The organism is Streptomyces sp. NPDC029292 (assembly GCF_055569295.1).
The window spans coordinates 482,140-502,204 of sequence record NZ_JBVHXR010000004.1 but is presented as its reverse complement, the minus strand read 5'-3'; the positions used below and the strand labels follow the sequence as shown (position 1 = coordinate 502,204).

18 protein-coding genes, 1 tRNA gene and 2 pseudogenes are annotated in these 20,065 nt (G+C 69.2%); 8 read left to right on the top strand and 13 right to left on the bottom strand.

All coding sequences use genetic code 11. The annotated features are described in order from the left end of the window. Positions 1–100: pseudogene (locus tag ACZ4WS_RS13370) on the top strand (IS481 family transposase); the annotation flags it as partial. Positions 101–483: 383 nt separating this feature from the next. On the opposite strand, the gene ACZ4WS_RS13365 reads toward ACZ4WS_RS13370, so the two are convergent. Together ACZ4WS_RS13365 and ACZ4WS_RS13360 are read right to left on the bottom strand one after the other, a co-directional pair. After that, positions 484–975 (bottom strand): hypothetical protein, encoded by a 492-nt coding sequence (locus tag ACZ4WS_RS13365; RefSeq protein WP_467979959.1) that lies wholly within the window; start codon positions 973–975, stop codon positions 484–486. Continuing rightward, positions 972–1,292: a hypothetical protein gene (locus tag ACZ4WS_RS13360; RefSeq protein WP_467979958.1), complete on the bottom strand. Its 321-nt coding sequence runs from the start codon at positions 1,290–1,292 to the stop codon at positions 972–974. The genes ACZ4WS_RS13365 and ACZ4WS_RS13360 overlap by 4 nt, the downstream gene beginning before the upstream one ends. A 409-nt stretch (positions 1,293–1,701) precedes the next feature. On the opposite strand from ACZ4WS_RS13360, the pseudogene ACZ4WS_RS13355 reads away from it, so the two are divergent. Next, a pseudogene (locus tag ACZ4WS_RS13355) lies at positions 1,702–1,827 on the top strand (tyrosine-type recombinase/integrase); the annotation flags it as partial. Between the two features lie 66 nt (positions 1,828–1,893). On the opposite strand, the gene ACZ4WS_RS13350 reads toward ACZ4WS_RS13355, so the two are convergent. Beyond that, positions 1,894–1,968: transfer RNA gene (locus ACZ4WS_RS13350), tRNA-Val, on the bottom strand. A gap of 233 nt (positions 1,969–2,201) precedes the next feature. Between ACZ4WS_RS13350 and ACZ4WS_RS13345 the strand changes: the two genes are divergently transcribed. The 4 genes from ACZ4WS_RS13345 (at position 2,202) to ACZ4WS_RS13330 (ending at position 5,614) form a co-directional block, all read left to right on the top strand. Further along, positions 2,202–2,990, top strand: coding sequence for a DUF4097 family beta strand repeat-containing protein (locus ACZ4WS_RS13345; RefSeq protein WP_467979956.1), 789 nt, complete (start codon positions 2,202–2,204; stop codon positions 2,988–2,990). Positions 2,991–3,065: 75 nt separating this feature from the next. Then, positions 3,066–4,583 (top strand): hypothetical protein, encoded by a 1,518-nt coding sequence (locus ACZ4WS_RS13340; protein WP_467979954.1) that lies wholly within the window; start codon positions 3,066–3,068, stop codon positions 4,581–4,583. A 188-nt stretch (positions 4,584–4,771) separates the two neighbouring features. Then, the gene (locus tag ACZ4WS_RS13335; protein WP_467980005.1) at positions 4,772–5,356 is read left to right on the top strand and encodes a DUF4383 domain-containing protein; all 585 of its coding nucleotides are present in this window, start codon (positions 4,772–4,774) and stop codon (positions 5,354–5,356) included. Between the two features lie 39 nt (positions 5,357–5,395). Next, entirely contained in the window at positions 5,396–5,614 is a 219-nt protein-coding gene (locus ACZ4WS_RS13330; protein WP_467979953.1) for an FmdB family zinc ribbon protein, read from the top strand. A 74-nt stretch (positions 5,615–5,688) separates the two neighbouring features. Here the strand turns inward: ACZ4WS_RS13330 and ACZ4WS_RS13325 are convergent, their stop codons facing one another. The 4 genes from ACZ4WS_RS13325 to ACZ4WS_RS13310 are packed head-to-tail and all read right to left on the bottom strand — an operon-like array spanning position 5,689 to position 11,090. Further along, positions 5,689–6,348 (bottom strand): O-methyltransferase, encoded by a 660-nt coding sequence (locus ACZ4WS_RS13325; protein ID WP_467979951.1) that lies wholly within the window; start codon positions 6,346–6,348, stop codon positions 5,689–5,691. 46 nt (positions 6,349–6,394) lie between these two features. Continuing rightward, complete coding sequence (locus tag ACZ4WS_RS13320) at positions 6,395–7,213, bottom strand: HAD family hydrolase (RefSeq protein ID WP_467979949.1); 819 nt, start codon at positions 7,211–7,213, stop codon at positions 6,395–6,397. After that, complete coding sequence (locus ACZ4WS_RS13315) at positions 7,213–9,888, bottom strand: phosphoribosyltransferase (protein ID WP_467979948.1); 2,676 nt, start codon at positions 9,886–9,888, stop codon at positions 7,213–7,215. Before ACZ4WS_RS13315 ends, ACZ4WS_RS13320 begins: the two co-directional genes overlap by 1 nt. Positions 9,889–9,923: 35 nt before the next feature. Beyond that, the gene (locus ACZ4WS_RS13310) at positions 9,924–11,090 is read right to left on the bottom strand and encodes an HpcH/HpaI aldolase/citrate lyase family protein (protein WP_467979946.1); all 1,167 of its coding nucleotides are present in this window, start codon (positions 11,088–11,090) and stop codon (positions 9,924–9,926) included. 180 nt (positions 11,091–11,270) lie between these two features. On the opposite strand from ACZ4WS_RS13310, the gene ACZ4WS_RS13305 reads away from it, so the two are divergent. Further along, positions 11,271–12,161 carry a TerD family protein gene (locus ACZ4WS_RS13305; RefSeq protein WP_467979944.1) on the top strand — a complete coding sequence of 297 codons (891 nt, stop codon included), beginning with the start codon at positions 11,271–11,273 and terminating at the stop codon, positions 12,159–12,161. A gap of 13 nt (positions 12,162–12,174) precedes the next feature. On the opposite strand, the gene ACZ4WS_RS13300 is transcribed toward ACZ4WS_RS13305, so the two are convergent. The 6 genes from ACZ4WS_RS13300 to ACZ4WS_RS13275 all read right to left on the bottom strand — a co-directional run bounded on the left by ACZ4WS_RS13300 (position 12,175) and on the right by ACZ4WS_RS13275 (position 16,838). After that, positions 12,175–12,912, bottom strand: coding sequence for a TerD family protein (locus tag ACZ4WS_RS13300; RefSeq protein ID WP_467980004.1), 738 nt, complete (start codon positions 12,910–12,912; stop codon positions 12,175–12,177). A 170-nt stretch (positions 12,913–13,082) separates the two neighbouring features. Beyond that, positions 13,083–14,231 (bottom strand): DUF475 domain-containing protein, encoded by a 1,149-nt coding sequence (locus tag ACZ4WS_RS13295; RefSeq protein ID WP_467979942.1) that lies wholly within the window; start codon positions 14,229–14,231, stop codon positions 13,083–13,085. A gap of 109 nt (positions 14,232–14,340) precedes the next feature. After that, on the bottom strand, positions 14,341–14,916 hold the full coding sequence (locus ACZ4WS_RS13290; RefSeq protein WP_327428387.1) for a TerD family protein: 576 nt from the start codon (positions 14,914–14,916) through the stop codon (positions 14,341–14,343). A gap of 124 nt (positions 14,917–15,040) precedes the next feature. Next, the gene (locus tag ACZ4WS_RS13285) at positions 15,041–15,616 is read right to left on the bottom strand and encodes a TerD family protein (RefSeq protein WP_467979940.1); all 576 of its coding nucleotides are present in this window, start codon (positions 15,614–15,616) and stop codon (positions 15,041–15,043) included. A gap of 128 nt (positions 15,617–15,744) precedes the next feature. Further along, the gene (locus ACZ4WS_RS13280) at positions 15,745–16,203 is read right to left on the bottom strand and encodes a peroxiredoxin (RefSeq protein ID WP_467980002.1); all 459 of its coding nucleotides are present in this window, start codon (positions 16,201–16,203) and stop codon (positions 15,745–15,747) included. Positions 16,204–16,409: 206 nt separating this feature from the next. After that, positions 16,410–16,838, bottom strand: a complete 429-nt coding sequence (locus ACZ4WS_RS13275) for a DUF3052 domain-containing protein (protein ID WP_467979938.1) — start codon at positions 16,836–16,838, stop codon at positions 16,410–16,412. 470 nt (positions 16,839–17,308) lie between these two features. Between ACZ4WS_RS13275 and aceE the strand changes: the two genes are divergently transcribed. After that, positions 17,309–20,041 (top strand): pyruvate dehydrogenase (acetyl-transferring), homodimeric type, encoded by a 2,733-nt coding sequence (aceE, locus tag ACZ4WS_RS13270; protein WP_467979937.1) that lies wholly within the window; start codon positions 17,309–17,311, stop codon positions 20,039–20,041. Positions 20,042–20,065: the final 24 nt, after the last annotated feature.

The window sequence follows — 20,065 nt, the reverse complement described above, 5'->3', positions numbered from 1 at the left end:
CGTCTGGCTCCACACCTACAATCACCACCGCGGACACACCGCGCTCAAGGGCCAACCACCCGCCAGCCGCGTCCCCAACCTCACGGGTCAGTACAGCTAGGGCGTGTGGTCGACGGAGTCTTCGTGGCCGAGTCAGCCGTCAGCGATCTTGAAAACCGTCGTGGCGCGAGTCACCGTGGGTTCAAATCCCACACCCACCGCAGATGAACGGCCCCTGACCAGGTAACTCGGTCGGGGGCCGTTCTCATGTGCGCTGCCCGTCAACCACCGTGGTTCCCCGTCAGTTACCGGGCGATCGGGCACGGCAGGGGCACGGGCACGTTCTGATCCGTAGCTCTATAGGGATCGGTCAGCGACGGTTGTACCGGTCGCTTCGGAGCCCCACAGGGACGCTGCTGGACGGAGCGGTTGCTGTAGTTCGCTGCTGTACGGACTGAGCGCCGCCCAGCAGCCACTCTGGAGGGCCACTCCTGTATGCCCGGATCAGATTGCGTCTATCTGCCAGGCGATCACGCCGGTCGATCCCTTGACGCCGTCGACATCAATGCGTACCGGCTTGTGCACCGTGATCCGCTGCTGGACCACTGACTGATCGCACGGCACCTTGGTCTCTGTCCCAGTGTTCGCCGGTGCGAGTGCCAACTGTGCGCTACCGCTGCCGACGCAAACCAGGTTGAGCCTGTAAGTCCTACCCTCGCTCAGGGTGGGCTCGGTGTGGATGCCGTCGGTCACACGCTCCGCTCCAGCCTCGACCATCTTCCCGCTGTGGACGGCAGCCAGGGCCGCCTGGGCCTGCTCGGTCAGCTTCTTCTCGGACGACCCGGTTGCCGTCTGAGACTCGCTCGGCGCGGACGGCGACGACGGAGCACTGGCGGCCTTACCCTCACCGCTGCCGGAGGTGCAGGAGGCGAGCAGGAATGCCGACGCCACCACGGCGCATGCGGCGAGCCAGGCCCGCGGGCTCAAATAGGTCATGACGAGGTTTCCGAGAACTTCCATCCAGTCTCTGACGTCGGAAGTGTGGCGGTTCCCTTACCGACTTCCTCGACTCCGCAGGATCCGACGCGTCGGTACTTCTTCCAGGTGACCTTGTACCCCCATGAGCCGTACTGCAAGTGTCCGTACTTGCCGCGGCTGATGTCGTGGGAGTAGTTGTGTCCGGTGCTAACCGTCACGCTTCCGGTGACCTTGATGCTGACCTGGGCCTTGGCCTTGGCGATGATGGCGTTTGAGTCCCATTCGATGGAGCCGGTCACCTCCGTGCCGATCGTGCCGCTCTTGGTGACCGACACGGCCATGGTGCCGCCGGGACCGTCCTTGAACTTGGTCCCGTTCCACCATGACGGTATGTGGTAGGCCTTCTTCGACGTAATGCTGTACCAGGAGTAGGGGCCGTCGCAGTAGTAGGGCGTCTTCTCCGGTATCGACTGCTCGGTCTCGTCCTCCCACCCCTGACGGTCGTTGACGTCCGACCGCCCCCGTGGCGATCAAGCACTTGGACACTATGTAGAGAGCATGCACGCGACAATCACATGATCGATTTCCTGAGGAGAACTTGAGGATCCTATGTGCTCCGGTCGGCATCCTCCACGCTGAGGCGAGACCGCCGAATCCAGGTCGGCGGAACGACTTTGACCTGGAGCTGCTTTGGCGCGAGTGATCATGGCCCCGTAAGCTTCCGGCGCGTCGGGCAGTCTGCGGGAGATCCTGGGGCACAGCCAGATCGCCGTCACGATGAACGTCTACGCCCACGTCGTCCAGGACACGCAGCGCGAGGCGGTCAGCCACATGGACCGGCTGCTCACGCGGCGCCTACAGCGCGAGTAGTCCCGGCACTGATGTCAGATCCGGATGTCAAAGACCCCCAGCCATGATCGGCTGGGGGTCTTTTCCTGGTGGGCGCGGACGGTTTCGAACCGCCGACATCCGCCTTGTAAGGGCGGCGCTCTACCGCTGAGCTACGCGCCCAGGACGAGTCGACAGCCTACATTGCCGGAGGGGATGCCCCGCAAACCCGTATCCGGTGAGCGGGGGGCGAAGGGCGCGGGCGGAGGGCGCGGGCGGGGGTTATCCCCACCTCGGATCCGGGAGCGGTCCGGATCCCCCGGCGAGGCCCGGATCCGTACGGTCGAAGGGCGTCGGAGGAAGGTGTGCCCGAGGGGCCCGGCGCATGTCGCCGTTCTTCTCAGGGGGAGATCTTCATGGCTCGGACAATGCGTCCTCGGACAAGGCGTCCTCGGGCGCTCGCCGTCAGCGGTGCCGTAGTCGCCGTCGCTCTGCTCGCCGCGGGGTGCGGCGCGAGTGCCGGGGACGACAGGCATCCCGATCACCGGGCCTTCGCCCTGCACGGTCGTACGCTCACCGTCGATTCGGACGACTCCGCGATCGACCTCGTCGTCGCGGACTCCGACCGGGCCGACAAGGTCGAGGTCACCCGGTGGTTCCGGGGGCACGTCGTCGTCGGTGGGGATCCCAGGGTGACGTGGGAGATGAAGGACGACCGGCTCGTGCTGCGGATGAAGTGCTCGGGCGTCGTAGCCGACTGTTCGGCGCGGCACCGGATCGTGGTGCCGCGCGGCATCACCGTCACGGTGAAGGACGGGGACGGCCGGGTGAGCGCGCGGGGCTTCAAGGAGGCGCTCAGCATTCATACGGCGGACGGTGCCGTCGGGGTGACGGACTCCTCCGGGCCGCTGGACCTGCGCAGCGCCGACGGCTCGATCCGCGCGCTCGGCGTGGACTCGCGGCGCGTGCACGCGAGTACCCAGGACGGCTCCGTACGGCTCGAACTCGCCGCCGTACCGGACCTGGTGGAGTCCCGTAGCCAGGACGGTTCCGTCTCCGTCGTGCTGCCCCGTGCCACCTACCGTGTGACGACCGGGAGCGCCGACGGCTCGGTACATGTGTCCGTGCCCCGCGACAACGCCAGCTCCCATGTGGTTTCCGCCCACACCAGCGACGGAAAGGTCACGGTGCGAACCGCGAACTAACCGGCCCGTGTGTTCGTCCTTAACCGGTGGGAGAATGACAGCCGGGCAAGGCGGATGAGAGCACGGGAGAGGGATGTGACGGCGACACCTTCGCAGCCGTACTCGCCGTTTGTGCCATGCGCGGACCCACGCGCACAGCATGCTCGTCGTCGTCCGCAGAACCCGTCGAGCCCATCGGTCCCGTCGAGCCCGTCGAGCCCGTCGGTCCCGTCGGTCCTTTCCATCCTGTCGATCCCTCCGAGGGACCGGGCCCGGCGCCCCTCCGGCGTCTCGCGCGCCGCCCGTGACGCGGTGACCCTCATGGCCCTGCCCCTGCTCGCCGCGCTCGCGCTGCCCGCCGCCTTCGCGGGCGGCGGCACCCGGCGGTGGTTCGGCGGGCGCTCCGAGAGCCAGCGGGCCGAGGCGCAGGCCGCGAAGGACGCCGCCGCTGCCGCCTTCTACGAACTCGACACCGCCCAGCGCGATCTGCGGATCTCCATCGAGACCATCACCGCCGTCGACGATTCGCCTGCCGCCCGCCGCGCCGTCAGTGACTTCGAGGCGCTGGGACGGCGCATCGACGAGGCCAGCTCGCGGTACATCGAAGCCGTCGACGCCCACGACCTCGACCGGGACGAGCTGGAGGCGTCGGTCGCCGCGCGCGCCCGCACCGAGCTCACCACCGCCAAGGACGAGCTGGGCCGGGTGAAGGGGGAGCTGGACCGGTTCACGCGTGGCCTCGAGCCGCTGCTCGGCAAGGCCGAGACTCAGCTGGCCCGGCTGGCTCCGGCCGTCGAGCGCGCCCGCCAGGCCCTGCTCGCCGCGTCGAACGCGTTGGACGGCGTACGAGGGTCGGGGCTCAAGGCCGACGACCTCGCCGCCCGCCTGGCCGCCCTCGGGCCCGATCTGACCAAGCTCAACCAAGGGGCCGGACAGCACGGCGTACCGGAGACGCTGGAGCGCGCCGAGCGGGTCTCGCGGGAGGCCGCGGCGGTACGCGCGGAGGCGGAGCGGCTGCCCGAGCGGGCCGCCGAGATCGACCACCGGCTCGTCTCGCTGCGGACCCGCGCGCAGTCGCTGATCACCCGCTCCGGGCAGGTGGAGCCGGTGCTGAGCGAGCTGCGGCGGCGGTTCTCGGCCGCCTGCTGGCAGGACCTGCAGCACGTACCGGAGCAGGCCGCGGAGAACGTACGGCAGGCCGAGCTGAAGCTGAAGGAGGCGCAGGCCGCGCGCGACGCCCAGCGCTGGCCGGACGCGACCTCGCTGCTCTCCACCGTGCGGGCGCTGCTGAACAACACCGACGAGGCCGTGTCGGCGGCCGGTGACCGGCTGCGGCGGCTGAACGCCGTCGCCAAGGACCCGCAGCAGGAGATCGACCGCACCCGGTTCGCCATCCGGGACGCCCAGCGCCTCGCCATGGCGGGCCGCAACACCCCCGATCCGCGGCACGCCCGCCCGCTCGACGACTCGGTGGCCCGCCTGGAGCGTGCCGTCGCCACGCTGGAGGGCCGCCACCCCGACTACTGGCACTTCCTGACCGAGACCGAGGCGGTACGGCAGACCGTGGCGCGGGTGGTCTCGCAGATCCGTGAGGAGCGGGGCGGCGGGGTCTGAACCCGTCCGAGGAGCGCGGTGGCGGGGCGGGCCTGAAGCCGTCCGAGGAGCGCGGTGGCGGGGTCTGAACCCCTGCGGCGGGCCTGAAACCGCCACGGCCGCGACGGCCGTGGTGTTGGCGGACCAGGTGCCCCGGGCGGATGCTGGAAGGTACGTACGGCCTCCGCTGGCTGCGTGAGGAGGCGGACATGGCCGCGAACGCACTTCGCCAGGGTTCCAAGCGGCGCATCTCCTTCGACGAGCATCTGCCCGTCGATCATCGTCTCAGCACCTTCTACCGGATCGGCGCGGGCCTGATGGGCCTGGTGCTGCTCGCCTTCGGCATCCTGGGCCTCATCAACAAGGTCGGCTTCTTCGACACCGGCGGGGACACGGTCGGGGGACTGAACACCAACGGCGCGCTCAGCGTGCTGTCGATCTGCGTCGGGCTGCTGCTGTTCACGGGCATGGTGATCGGCGGGAACCTCGCCTCCACGCTCAACATGATCCTCGGCGTCGCCTTCATCCTCAGCGGCTTCGTGAACCTGGCGCTGCTCGACACCGGCTTCAACTTCCTCGCCTTCCACATCCAGAACGTGCTCTTCAGCTTTGTCGTGGGCGTCCTGCTGATGTTCTTCGGGATGTACGGAAGGGTCGGCTCGGCCCTGCCGCACGACAACCCGTACTGGAAGGCCCGCCATCGTCCCGAGCCGACGCAGCACGAGCAGCGCCTGCGCGCCAAGGCCCACGCACTGGCCCTCCAGCGGGCGAAGGAGCGCGAGCTGCGCGGGTGACTCTCCCGCGTCGCGGGGGGCGCCCGCTAATCTGTGCCCATGCCTCGCTACGAGTACCGCTGCCGGACCTGCGGCGACACCTTCGAACTGAGCCGCCCGATGGCGGAGTCCGCCGCCCCCGCGGCCTGCCCCTCCGGGCACGACGACACCGTGAAGCTCCTGTCGACGGTCTCGGTCGCGAGGGGCGGCTCGGCGTCGGCCTCAGCCCCGGCCCCGTCCGCGGGCGGCGGCTGCTGCGGTGGGGGCTGCTGCGGCTGACGTCTGTGAACGCCGGTCGTCGCCGCCGGCCTCCGTGAACGCCGGTCACAGCCGCTGGCCGCTGTGAGCGGCGGTCATCGCCGTCGCGCCAGCGTCACCCCGTCCGCCACCGACAGCATCACGCTGTCCACCCGGTCGTCCGCCCTCACGTGATCATTGAAGTCCTTGATCGCCGCGGCGAGACCCGTGGCGGTGGGGTCGGTGACGCCGCCGTGGTAGAAGACGTTGTCGACGACTAGCAGCCCGCCGGGGCGCGTCCGGGGCACCAACTCGTCCCAGTACGCGATGTAGTTGTCCTTGTCCGCGTCGATGAACGCCATGTCGAGGTGCGGCTCGTCCGGCAGCCCGCGCAGCGTGTCCAGCGCGGGCGCGATCCGCAGCTCGATGCGGTCGGCGACGCCCGCCTTTGCCCAGGCCTTCCGCGCGTGCTCCGTCCACTCCTCGGAGATGTCGCAGGTCAGCAGCGTCCCGTCGGGCGGCAGCGCCTGGGCCATGGACAGCGCGGACAGACCGGTGAACGTACCGACCTCGACGATCCGGCGCGCCCCCGTCAGCCGCACGAGGAACGCGAGCAGCGCCCCCTGCTCCTCGGCGACCTGTTTGCCCGCCACCAGCGGGAGTTGGGTGTGGGTGACCTCGACCAGCATCCGCTGCACGGGGTCGAGCGGCGGATTGTGGCCGAGCATGTACGTGTAGAGGTCGTCCGTCAGTCGAGTGCTGTTGCCGTGGGCCACGGGCCTCTCCTCACCTCGGGTCTCCCGCCCACGGTAGCTTTCGGCGTCAGGCCGGCCCCGGGCCGTCGCAGGCGCTCAGGAACTCCCGCAGGATCCGCTCCCCCGCCGCGACACCCCGCTCCGGGAGCGCGGTGATGGCGGGCGCCGTCCAGTCGGCTTCGGCCAGTTCGCCGTGGCCGGGGCGCCAGCCGCGGTCGGCGGCGAGCAGGAGGTCGGCGTCGAGGAGGGAGTCGCCGGCCGCGAGGGTGAGCTCGGCGCCGGTGCGGCGGGCGACCTCGCGCATGGCCGCGCTCTTGGTGAGCGGCTTCGGCACGGCGTAGATCTTGCGGCCCTGCAACGACACCGTCCAGCCGCGGTTCTCCGCCCACACGGCCAGTTCCTTCACCCACTCCTCGGGGAGCAGCTCGCGCTCCACCACCAGATACGCGAACAGGTCCTCGGCGACCCGGTGTTTGCGGACCCAGGCCGGGTCGGCGGTGGCGGCCAGGTGCTCGCGCACCTCGGCCAGCGGAGCGCACTCGGTGGCCAGCCGCGACGTCACGCGCGCGTGCCAGTCGGCGTCGGACACGCCGTCGACGAGCAGGTGCCCGCCGTTGGCGCAGATCGCGTACCTCGGGGCGGGGCCCGGCAGGCTGATGCGCTGGTACTGCTTGCGGGTGCGGGTCGTGGTGGGCACGAAGACCGCCTTGTCGCCGAGTTCGGCGAGGAGGGCGGCGGCCGTCTCGGTCAGGTACGACAGCGGCTTGCTCTCGTGCACCTCGACGCAGAGCAGCCGGGGTGCCCGCGCGTCGGGCATGGTGAGGGCGAGGGCGGCCGAGGAGTAGATGAGCGTGCGGTCAAGGTCGCTGGCGACGAGTACGGGCATCAGACGTTCACCGTCTTGCCGTCGGCGCCCGTGGCGCCCCGCGTGTACTTCGGGTGGATCAACCCCACGCAGGTGTACGGGAGTTCGTCGACCTCCTCGACAGGGACCCCGCGCTGCTGCGCGAGCAGGCGTACGTGGTCGAGGTCGGCGCCCGCTCCGGCGCGGGCGAGGATCTTCCAGGGGACGCGGCGCAGCAGCACGCGGGTGGTCTCGCCGACGCCCGGCTTGACGAGGTTCACGTCGTGGATCTCGTACTCCTCGCTGATCCGCTCGACCGCCGCCCAGCCCTCCCAGGTGGGGGTGCGGTCGGCGGCGAGGAGCTCCTTGGCCTGGGCGCAGGCCGTGTCGGCGAAGTCGGCGAAGTGGGCGGCGACGGCGTCCAGGAAGTCGACGGAGACGTCGGATCCGGCGAGTTCGCGGTAGAACTTCGCGCCGTGGAAGTCGTGCTCGCCGACCAGGTCGGAGCGCAGCACCGTACGCGAAATCAGGCCGGATACCGTCGAGTTGAGGCACGCGGAGGGGATGAGGAAGTCCTCGCGGGTGCCGTACGTCCGTACGCAGGAGCCCGGGTCGGCGAGGACCGCGATCTCCGGGTCGAAGCCGGTGATGCCCTCGGTCTCCTCGAACTCCCGTATCGCCTCGGCCAGTTCGCGGGCGATCGCGCCCTTGCCGGTCCAGCCGTCGACGAACACGACGTCGGCCGGGTCGTGGTGGGCGGCGAGCCAGCGCAGCGCGTTGGCGTCGATGCCCCGGCCGCGGACGATGGAGACGGCGTAGTGCGGCAGGTCGAGGTCGTGGCGGTGCTTGGCCCAGCGGCGCATCAGGACGCCGACGGGCGTGCCCGCGCGGGCCAGGGACACCAGCACCGGGCGCGGTGAGCGCTCGGCGAGGACGAGCTCGGTGACGGCGCCGACGGCCTGGGCGATGCGGGCGGCCGAGGTGCCGAGGGCCGCGTGGAAGAGGTCCTGGTACTGGGCGCTCGGCTGGTACTCGACCGGCAGCGACTCCGCGTAGTGGGCGCCGCCGCTCTGGATCGCCTCCTCGCGCTCCTCGGTGGGCGCCTCCAGCGTCACGTCCGAGAGGTCCTGGAGCAGCCAGCCGACCTCTTCGGGCGCGTACGAGGAGAAGGCGGGGCCACGGAGGGGCTCAGGCAGCATGGAGGGCCTTTCGGTGGACGGCCGTGCGGGGACGTACGAGGGGACGACGGCGAGCAGGACGCTCGGGGTGTGCGCGGCGAGCTGGGCCAACAGGCCGTCGGGGGCGTGCAGTTCGGGGGTGTCGGCGGCGGAGTCGACGACGGCGACGACGGCGTCGAAGCCGGCGCCCGCGACGTTGTAGGCGTAGCGCTCGCCGGGGCCGTCGTCCGGGTCGTCGTGGGCCGGGAAAACGATTCGGCTGCGGATCGCGTAGCCGGGGTCGTCGACGGCGAGGACCGGCGAGCGGGTGGTCGTGGAGTACCGCACCTCGGCGGCCACGACCTGCTCCAGCTCCCGAGCCAGCCGCAGCGGCGCGTACATCAGCTCCTCGAAGCCGAGCACGAGCACGCGCCGGGCGCCGTACGGCAGCGCGTCGGCGACGCGGGCGGCCATGGCGGGCAGGGCACCGTCCAGCCGTATTCGGTGCCCGGGCGCGAAGCCGTGCCGCCCGCCGTCGGGGACACCGCGGGGCCAGCCGAGCTCGACGCGGGTGGCCGCGGGGCGGCACGGGGCGGGCGCGGGGCCCGGGGCAGGCGTACGACCCCGGGCAGGCGCATCGCCCGACGCAGGCGCGGCACCCGACGTGGACGCAGCTCCCGGCACGGGCATGTGGCCCGGCGCAGCCGCGTCGCCCGGCGTGGGCATGGCGCTCGACGTGGGCATGCCGCCCGGCGTGGACATGCCGCCCGGCGTGGACAGCTGGCCCAGCGTGGACAGCTGACCCGGCGTGGACAGGTCGCCCGGCGTGGACGCGGCGGTGCGCCGGGCGGCGGCCTCGTGCTCTGCCACCAGCGCCTGTCCCTTCTCCAGCACCCCCTCGGGAAGCTTCACCGTCCCGGTCGCCGCGGCCACCAGGTCCACCCGCGCGCCGATCTCCGCCGCGAAGTCCTCCAGCCGCCCCATGTCGGCGGCGGACCGCATGTCGACCAGTGCCACGACCACGTACCGCTCGCGCGGGTAGCGGGCGTGCAGGTCGCGGATCGTGTTGAGGACCGTGTTGCCGGTGGAGAACTCGTCGTCGACGAGGACCAGGGGGCCCGAGCCCGCGAGCAGGCCGGGGTTCTCGGGGAGCAGGAGATGGGAGGTGGCGTGCGAGTGGGACTCCTCGAAGCCGCCCGCGCGGGCGACGCCGTCGACCGGGCGCCGGGTGGAGTGGAGGTAGGGCGCGAGGCCCACGCCGTCGGCGACACAGTGGCCGAGCCCGGTGGCCGTCTCGGCGTACCCGAGGACCACGGCCGCGCGGGCGTCGTCCGTGCCCAGCAGCTCCCGCACCCGCCGGCCCAGCGCGAACCCGTACCCGTACACCACGGACGGCGACTGCGGCACATGCTTGCCCAGCACGTTCGACACGAGCAGATGCGCGCGCTTGGGGTTGCGCCGCAGCGCGAGCCCCAGCAGCTCGCTCAGCTTCTCGTCACCGACGAGTTCGACGCCGAGCCGCTGAGCGACCCAGGTCCCGGTCCACACCACGTTGTTCATCAATTCCTTGTTGGTCGGTCGGCCGGTCGGGCCCGTCAGGCCGGAAGTCCGGCGGCGAGCAGGTCCACGAAGCCGATGTCCTCGTGCGCGACACCGAACACCTCGGCGCGCTGGAGGGTGCGCTCGGCCCAGGCGCGGTGCGGCTTCACCTCGTTCATCTTGTTCGTGTACGCCGACCGCAGCACGCCCCCGCCGCAGCGCTCGGGCTTCAGGATGTCCTGCGCGTCGCTGAACTCCTCGTGGCTGACGACGGACAGCGCGTGCACGGCGGGTACGTGCGAGGGGTGGATGCAGGTCTTGCCGAGCAGGCCGTTGGCCCGGTCGAGGGCGATCTCGCGCAGCAGCCCGTCCAGGTCGTGCTCGATCAGCGCGTCGCGCAGGTCCTCGGCCTCCGGGGTGAAGGGGCTGCGGCGCAGCTGCGGCTTGAACATGCGCTCCTGGACCCGGAAGTACTCCCACACGGGCCCCGTCACGGTGAAGCCGGTGCCGTCGGAGCGGCCCAGCATGTTCACCACGTCGGCGATCACGGAGGCGACGATCTGGACGTCGTACGCGGTCATGTCGGGCGCTCTGCGCAGCCCGTACGCCGAGCAGAAGTCGGTGACGCCGAGGCGCAGCGCCAGGACGCGGTCGCGGTACTTGGCGACCGTGCGGGAGATGCCCTCCAGGGTCTCCTTGCGGCTCTCCAGGTACAGCAGTCCGGGCGACTCGAGGACCGGCATGGCGAAAAGCCGCCGTCCGCTCGCGGACTCGGCCGCCGTGAGCGCCTCCAGGAAGGGAACGCCCCGCTCCTCGGTGAATTTCGGCAGGACGAATCCCGACAGCAGCCGCACGGCCGGGCCGAGCCGCTGGACGAGGTCCGGGATCTGCTCGGGCTCGCGGACCCGCACGAAGAGCAGCGGCAGCTCGGTGGTGTCCGGCCGTCCGGCGAGGTCGTTGAATTGCTGGACCAGGTTCTCCTCGGCGCCCACGACCTCCGCGTCGTCGATGGAGTCCTCCAGGCACAGCACCATGGAGACCACACCGCGCCCGGCCTGCTTGATGATGTCGTCGGCCAGCTGCGGCCTGGTCGCCGGGCTGTACAGCGTGGCCCCGAGGGCCGCGGCGAGCACCCGGGCCGGGGAGTCGGCGCTGAAGACGCTCGGCTCCCGGTAGAAGAGCCGTTGCCGCTCTTCAGGGGCGATATGACCAAAATGACGCACGAAACTCCCCCGTGGCGGCTAGGCGGCCCGACGTGATGTGGCCGGTAATAGTACGTATACATCCATGTCAGAGGTTCCCACCGGGCGTGAAGTTCAGGTAACTCGGCCGTGTCCAATACCCACCGGTTCTGGGGAGACCCCGCGTTGTCGTGACCAGGACCGAGAGGGCAGGATGACCGCATGACGCACGCGATGCTGAAGGGGTCGAACGTCCCGCTGGACGCCACAGCGGTGCGCGCGGTGCTGCGCTGGACACCCGGGCAGGGTGTCCCTGATGTCGATGCCTCGGCGCTGCTCCTAGGCCCCGACGGTCGTGTGCGATCCGACGAGGACTTCGTCTTCTACAACCAGCCCCGCCATCCGTCGGGCAAGGTCTGGCGGCTCGGCAAGAAACGCGTAGCCGAGGGCCTGACCGACACGATCCAGACGGATCTGGCGGGTGTCGAGTCCGGTGTCGGACAGATTCTCCTGGTCGCATCGGCGGACGACGTCACCTTCGACCGCGTACGCGCGCTGCGCATCCTGCTGTACGACGCCATGGTCGCAGACGGCGAACCGCTGGCGCATTTCGACATCAAGCCGGAGACCGGCGCGGAGACGGCGCTGATCTGCGGGGAGCTGTACCGGCGCGGTGAGGGCTGGAAGTTCCGGGCGCTCGGCGAGGGCTACTCCAACGGTCTGGAGGGGCTGGCGTCCGACTTCGGGATCACGGTGGACGAGTCGGAGGTCGCGGCGGCCGCCGCCGCGCCCGTGACCGGATCCGTACCCGAAGCGCCGGCCTGGGCGGCTCCTGCCGCCGCTCCCGAGGTCTCGGTGCCGCTGCCGCCCGAGCAGCCCGCCCCGGTGCCTCAGCAGCCCGCGTACGGCTATCCGCAGCCGCAGCCGGCACCCGCCGCGGCCCAGCCGTCCTACGGCTATCCGCAGCCGACCAGCCAGCCCTCCTACGGCTACCCGGGGCCACAGACGGCCCCGGCCGCGCAGCCCGCGTACGGCTTCCCGCAGCCGGTCGGCGCGCTGCCCGACCCGGACTTCAAACTGCCGCCGCAGGGGCCGCAGTTCATCGGCCGCTGAGCGCGGTTCCGGTTCAGCGGTCGACCTTCGACTTGTAGCCGCGGCCCCACTGGAGCCCCCAGCCGTAGAGGCGGTCGAGTTCGGCCTGGAAGCCGTACACGAACTTCACCTCGCGGCGTACCGTCACCTCGCCCTTGTTGCACTCGATCATCACGACCGCGCAGGAGCGGGCCTGCGGATGGCGTTCGTCGAGGCCGATCTCGATGCGCGGGCCGTTGCTCGGGTAGAGCGTGATGATGGCGTGCGTACGGTCGAAGGCGGGCGTCTGGTCGTAGATGTAGACGAAGACCAGGAGCCGCTTGATGTCGTCGCGGTGGTCGAGATTGACGTAGGCCGTCTCGCCCGACGCCGAGCCGAAGCGGTCGTCGCCGCTGAGCTTCACGTACGGCGCGCCGTTGAGTTCGCCGAAGAAGCTGCCGAGTGGCTGAACCACGCCCTTGGAGCCGTCCGCCAGCTCGTACATGACGCCCAGGTCGAGGTCGACGTTGACCATGCTCTGGGTGTGCGCCTGGACCACTTCCGGCTTGAAGGTGCGGAAGGGGTGGCGCAGCAGGCTGCCGCGCTCCGGGCCGCCGATGTCGGAGGTGCGCATCCGCCAGGACAGGTTGATGCGCAGATTGCCGGTGGCCGCGCCCTGTTTGGTGAGCGAGACCGTGTGGTTCCGTTTGGTCAGTTCTATGGAGTTGGTGGCCGCGCTGCCGGAGTCGAAGTCCGCCGAGCGTCCGCGCCACAGATTGTCCCAGAAGCCCATTCCCGCCCCCACGTTCCCTCGATATGCGGCGGGGCGGCCGCGAGGAATCGTCCTCGACGGCCGCCCCGCTCAGAGCGTTCCTCAACGGGAGGGGTGTCACACCCTCGAAACCGGTGGGGTGTCACACGCCGGAACCCGGTGGGGTCTCACCACCGGAACCCGGTGGGGTCTCACACCCCGGACGAGACCTCTGCCTTCTCGTCCGAGGCCTCACCTTTTCCCTCGGCCGCCGCGAGCGCCCTGTTGCGGCGCACGGACGACCAGAAGGACCAGGCGATCAGGATGACGCCGACGAGGCCGGTGATGACCTCGTGGATCTGGTACTGGATGGTGACCATGAGGATCATGGCGAGGGCGCCGATCGCGTAGTGCGCGCCGTGCTCCAGGTAGACGTAGTCGTCGAGGGTGCCCTGGCGGACCAGGTAGACCGTGAGCGACCGGACGTACATGGCGCCGATGCCGAGGCCGAGTGCCATCAGCACGATGTCGTTGGTGATGGCGAAGGCGCCGATGACGCCGTCGAAGGAGAAGGACGCGTCCAGCACTTCCAGGTAGAGGAACATGAAGAACGCGGCCTGGCCGGCGAGGACGACGGCCGGCTTCTTCTTGCCGGTCCGCTCGGCCTCCTCCTCTTCCTCGTGCTCGCGCTCCTCCTCTTCCTCGAGCTTGTCCTCGAAGTAGCCGGAGAGTCCGCCGACGACCATGTACGTGATCAGGCCCGCGATGCCGGCGAGCAGGACCGTCTGCGCCTTGTCGACGTGCGCGCCGCCGTGCTGGTGGGCGTGGGCCGCGAAGGTGAACGAGGTGATCAGCAGGACGATCAGGGCGATGCAGACCGCCAGCATGTCGACCTTGCCGAGCTTGGCCAGCGGCCGCTCGATCCAGCGCAGCCACTGGATGTCCCGGTCCTCGAAGATGAAGTCGAGGAAGATCATCAGCAGGAACATGCCACCGAAGGCGGCGATCGCCGGGTGGGCGTCGGTCACCAGTTCCTGGTAGTGATCCTTGTTGTTCAGCGCAAGGTCGACCGCGTCGATCGGGCCGATCTTGGCGCTGATGGCGACGATCACGACGGGGAAGACCAGTCGCATGCCGAAGACGGCGATCAGGACACCGACCGTGAGGAAGATCTTCTGCCAGAAGGCACTCATCTTCTTCAGGATTCCGGCGTTGACCACCGCGTTGTCGAAGGACAGCGAGATCTCCAGGACGGCCAGGATCGCCACGATGCCAAAGGCGGTCCACCCCCCGTAGAACGCCGCTGCGACCAAGCCGAGCGCGGTGACCGCAAACGACCAGCCGAAGGTTTTCAGAAGCACTGGCTACCCAATCGTGTATGTACGGGTCTCCCCCGCGCCGTACTCGGCTTTACCTAACGTTGACCACGAAGTGTAGAGGGCTGCCCCTTCGGCTGGCGTAGGTGGGCCCTTAAGAGACGTTGACACCGAAGTCGAGGGCGATGCCCCGCAGGCCGGACGCGTACCCCTGGCCGACCGCGCGGAACTTCCATTCCTGGTTGTAGCGGTAGACCTCGCCGAAAATCATCGCCGTTTCCGTGGAGGCGTCCTCGGAGAGGTCGTAGCGGGCGAGCTCCTGGCCGTCGGCCTGGTTGACGACGCGGATGAAGGCGTTGCTGACCTGTCCGAAGGTCTGGCCGCGGTTGTCGGCGTCGTGGATGGAGACCGGGAAGACGATCTTGTCCACGTTGGCCGGGACCTTGGAGAGGTCGATCAGGATCGACTCGTCGTCGCCCTCGCCCTCACCCGTGAGGTTGTCCCCGGTGTGCTCGACCGAGCCGTCCGGGCTCTTGAGCTGGTTGTAGAAGATGAACCACTCGTCCCCGAGCACCCGGCCTCCGTTGCACAGCAGTGCGCTGGCGTCCAGGTCGAAGTCGGCTCCGGTGGTGGAGCGCGCGTCCCAGCCGAGCCCGATCATCACCTGCGTGAGGTTCGGTGCGGCCTTGGAGAGGGAGACATTGCCTCCCTTGGCGAGCGTGACGCCCATGATGCTGGTCCTCCCCGAGGTCAAACTGTTGTGTTGTCGAGCGCTTCCGGCGCCACTGCCCGAGCGCGTCCGGCGCCGCACTTGAAGTGTGCGGCGCCGGACGGTTGAGCCAAAGGCCGCTGACTCAGACGTTCACGCCGAAGTCCTGCGCGATGCCGCGCAGGCCCGAGGCGTAGCCCTGGCCGATGGCGCGGAACTTCCACTCCGCGCCGTTGCGGTAGAGCTCACCGAAGACCATCGCGGTCTCCGTCGAGGCGTCCTCGGAGAGGTCGTAGCGCGCGATCTCCGCCTCGCCCGCCTGGTTCACCACGCGGATGAACGCGTTGCGGACCTGACCGAAGGACTGCTGGCGGTTCTCGGCGTCGTAGATCGAAACCGGGAACACGATCTTCTGTACGTCGGCCGGAACGGCGGCGAGATTGACCTTGATCTGCTCGTCGTCGCCCTCGCCCTCACCGGTGATGTTGTCCCCGGTGTGCTCGACCGAGCCCTCCGGGCTCTTCAGGTTGTTGAAGAACACGAAGTTGGCGTCACTGCTGACCTTGCCGTCCGCGTTCGTCAGGATGGCGCTGGCGTCGAGGTCGAAGTCGACGCCGGTGGTGGTACGGGCGTCCCATCCCAGACCGACGATGACCGCGGTCAGTCCCGGGGCCTCCTTGGTCAGCGATACGTTGCCGCCCTTGCTGAGGCTGACTCCCACGAGTCCTCCATTGGTGTCCAGGGGCGGGGCGCCCCGTCGTGCGTTGGTATCGGATCAACGATTCGATCCTAGTGACGGGTTCCCGCCCCCTGCAGGCCCTGCGACCGAAGAATCACAGGGTGTCGGGCTCACAGGGTGTCGAGCGCCTTCACGTACTCATTCAGGTCACGCGCGTCCGGCAGGGCGTTGACGACAGTCCAGCGGACAACGCCCTCCTTGTCGATGATGAAGGTGCCGCGCACGGCACAACCCTTGTCCTCGTCGAAGACGCCGTACGCGCGCGAAGTGTTGCCGTGCGGCCAGAAGTCGGAGAGCAGCGGGTACTCCAGGCCCTCCTGCTCGGCGAAGACGCGCAGGGTGTGGATGGAGTCGTTGGAGACCGCCAGCAGCTGGGTGTCACGGTCGGTGAACTGCGGCAGGTTGTCGCGCAGGGAGCACAGCTCGCCGGTGCACACGCCCGTGAAAGCGAACGGGTAGAAGAGCAGCACCACGTTCTTCTCACCGCGGAAGTCGGACAGCTTCACGGTGGCGCCGTGGTTGTCCTTGAGCTCGAAGTCCGGGGCCTTGCTGCCGACCTCGATCGCCATAGTCACACGCTTTCCTTCCAAGGGGCTGTTCGGGTGACGACCAGCCTACGCAGTGATCGACGCCCGCCCGGGTGCGACCCGTCCGTGCGGACCCGCGCAAACGCCCACGCGTCGATCGTCCCCACGTCGCTCACGCATGCGCGAGGCCCCCGCCGACGGCTTGTCGACGGGGGCCTCACACTGCCTACGGCAGACGGAACGAAAACTCAGCGCTTCGACTTCGGTGTGGCCAGGCGCGTGCCCGACCACTCCTTACCCACGGTGATGCTCTTCGTCTGGGAGAGGCCGGCGGTCTGCCCGGCCTCGGCGATGTCGCTGGGCTCGACGTAACCGTCCCGGCCTGTCTTCGGGGTCAGCAGCCAGATCATGCCGCCGTCCTCAAGGAGACCGATGGCGTCCACCAGTGCGTCCGTGAGATCGCCGTCCTCGTCCCGGAACCACAGCAGCACGACGTCGGCGACGTCGTCGTAGTCCTCGTCGACCAGATCCTGGCCGATCAGCGATTCGATGCTTTCACGGAGCTCGTGGTCAACGTCGTCGTCGAAGCCGATCTCCTGGACCACCTGTCCGGGCTCGAACCCCAGCCTGGCGGCCGGGTTGGTCCGCTCCTCCGCGTGGTCCGCGGTCGCGCTCACGGCTTGCCTCCTGATTGTGTTGCGGAATTGGGGTCTCCCCGTCCCGGGCGAAGCCGAGAGCTGGGGAAGTCAGCCACGCGCGTGCGCGCAGCGTTGGCCGTAGTCCACACGGGCGGGGCGGATCGCGCAAGTACCCGGCCGTCGAGACCGCCGAAACGGTGACGATCCTGGCGGTCTCGCCGCAACTCCAGGCAGCGAATCGCGGTGCCATGTGACGCACACCACACCCTTCTGCCCCATTTATGAATTTCGGAACCCTTGGAGCGTACGAGACCCGAACGACTTTGCGGAACGCGTCACGTACTGAGCGTATCGTTGCGTTTTGGCCGGGCCCGTCCCAACGGTCTGTGCGAACGTCACGGTTACCTCTCAGTAGAGATGACGTTTACGTTCCCGAGGTACACGATGGGGAACGGCGCAGATACGCAGAAAATCTGCCCCAAACAGCCCTCTGACAGCGAAGGAACAGCGTGGCTTCCGGATCCGATCGCAACCCGATCATCATTGGCGGCCTTCCCAGCCAGGTCCCGGACTTCGACCCTGAGGAGACTCAGGAGTGGCTCGACTCCCTCGACGCCGCCATCGACGAGCGCGGCCGTGAGCGCGCCCGCTACCTGATGCTGCGGCTCATCGAGAGGGCCCGCGAGAAGCGCGTGGCCGTGCCCGAGATGCGCAGCACGGACTACGTCAACACCATCGCGACCAAGGACGAGCCGTTCTTCCCGGGCAACGAGGAGATCGAGCGCAGGGTCCTGAACGCGACCCGCTGGAACGCGGCCGTGATGGTGTCCAGGGCCCAGCGCCCGGGCATCGGGGTCGGCGGCCACATCGCGACCTTCGCCTCCTCCGCCTCGCTCTACGACGTGGGCTTCAACCACTTCTTCCGGGGCAAGGACGAGGGCGACGGCGGCGACCAGATCTTCTTCCAGGGGCACGCGTCCCCCGGTATCTACGCCCGCGCCTTCCTGCTCGACCGGCTGAGCGAGCAGCAGCTCGACGCGTTCCGCCAGGAGAAGTCGAAAGCGCCGTACGGGCTGTCCTCGTACCCGCACCCGCGGCTGATGCCGGACTTCTGGGAGTTCCCGACCGTCTCGATGGGCCTCGGCCCGCTCGGCGCGATCTTCCAGGCGCGGATGAACCGCTACATGGAGGCCCGCGGTATCGCGGACACCTCCAAGTCGCACGTGTGGGCGTTCCTCGGCGACGGCGAGATGGACGAGCCGGAGTCGCTCGGCCAGCTGTCGATCGCGGCGCGCGAGGGCCTGGACAACCTGACCTTCGTCGTCAACTGCAACCTCCAGCGGCTCGACGGCCCGGTACGCGGCAACGGCAAGATCATCCAGGAGCTGGAGTCGCAGTTCCGGGGCGCCGGATGGAACGTCATCAAGCTGGTCTGGGACCGGACTTGGGACCCGCTGCTCGCCCAGGACCGCGACGGCGTGCTCGTCAACAAGCTGAACACCACGCCGGACGGCCAGTTCCAGACGTACGCCACCGAGACCGGCGCGTACATCCGCCAGCACTTCTTCGGTGACGACCACCGGCTGCGCGCGATGGTCGAGAACATGACCGACGACCAGGTCCTGCACCTGGGCCGCGGCGGTCACGACCACAGGAAGGTCTACGCGGCCTTCGCCGCGGCCAAGGCGCACAAGGGCCAGCCGACCGTGGTCCTCGCCCAGACCGTCAAGGGCTGGACGCTCGGCCCCAACTTCGAGGGCCGCAACGCGACGCACCAGATGAAGAAGCTGACGGTCGCCGACCTCAAGGGCTTCCGCGACCGCCTGCACCTGCCGATCACCGACAAGCAGCTCGAGGACGGCCTGCCGCCGTACTACCACCCGGGCCGCGACTCGGAGGAGATCCAGTACATGCACGACCGCCGCAAGGGCCTGGGCGGATACGTCCCGACCCGTGTCGTGCGGTCGAAGCCGCTCCAGCTTCCCGAGGACAAGACCTACGCGAGCGTGCGCAAGGGCTCGGGTCAGCAGTCGATCGCCACGACCATGGCCTTCGTACGACTGCTCAAGGACCTCATGCGGGACAAGGAGATCGGCAGGCGCTTCGTGCTGATCGCGCCCGACGAGTACCGCACCTTCGGCATGGACTCGTTCTTCCCGAGCGCGAAGATCTACAACCCGCTCGGCCAGCAGTACGAGTCGGTCGACCGCGAACTGCTCCTCGCCTACAAGGAGTCGCCGACGGGCCAGATGCTGCACGACGGCATCTCGGAGGCGGGCTGCACGGCCTCCCTGATCGCCGCGGGCTCGGCGTACGCGACGCACGGCGAGCCGCTCATCCCGGTGTACGTCTTCTACTCGATGTTCGGTTTCCAGCGCACCGGCGACCAGTTCTGGCAGATGGCCGACCAGTTGGCGCGCGGTTTCGTCCTGGGCGCGACCGCCGGTCGTACGACGCTGACCGGTGAGGGTCTCCAGCACGCGGACGGCCACTCGCAGCTGCTCGCCTCGACGAACCCGGGCTGTGTCGCCTACGACCCGGCGTTCGGCTTCGAGATCGCGCACATCGTGAAGGACGGTCTGCGCCGGATGTACGGCCCGGACTCGGAGAACGTCTTCTACTACCTCACCGTCTACAACGAGCCGATCCAGCACCCGGCGGAGCCTTCGGACGTCGACGTGGACGGCATCCTGAAGGGTCTCTACCGCTTCGGCGAGGGCACGGCAGGCACCATCCCGGCGCAGATCCTGGCGTCCGGTGTCGCCGTGCCGTGGGCGGTGGAGGCGCAGAAGATCCTCGCCGAGGAGTGGAACGTCAAGGCGGACGTCTGGTCGGCGACCTCCTGGAACGAGCTGCGGCGCGAGGCCGTCGAGGTGGAGCGGCACAACCTTCTCCACCCCGAGGAGGAACAGCGCGTCCCGTATGTGACGCAGAAGCTGTCCGCCGTCCAGGGTCCGTTCGTGGCCGTCTCCGACTGGATGCGATCGGTTCCGGACCAGATCTCGCGGTGGGTGCCGGGCACGTACCAGTCCCTCGGCGCGGACGGCTTCGGCTTCGCGGACACGCGCGGGGCGGCGCGCCGCTTCTTCCACATCGACGCGCAGTCGATCGTGGTCGCGGTGCTGACCGAGCTGGCGCGCGAGGGCAAGGTCGACCGGTCGGTCCTGAAGCAGGCGATCGACCGCTACCAACTGCTCGACGTGGCGGCGGCCGACCCGGGGGCCGCGGGCGGCGACGCGTAAGGGCTGCCGCGTCAATCGCGTGAA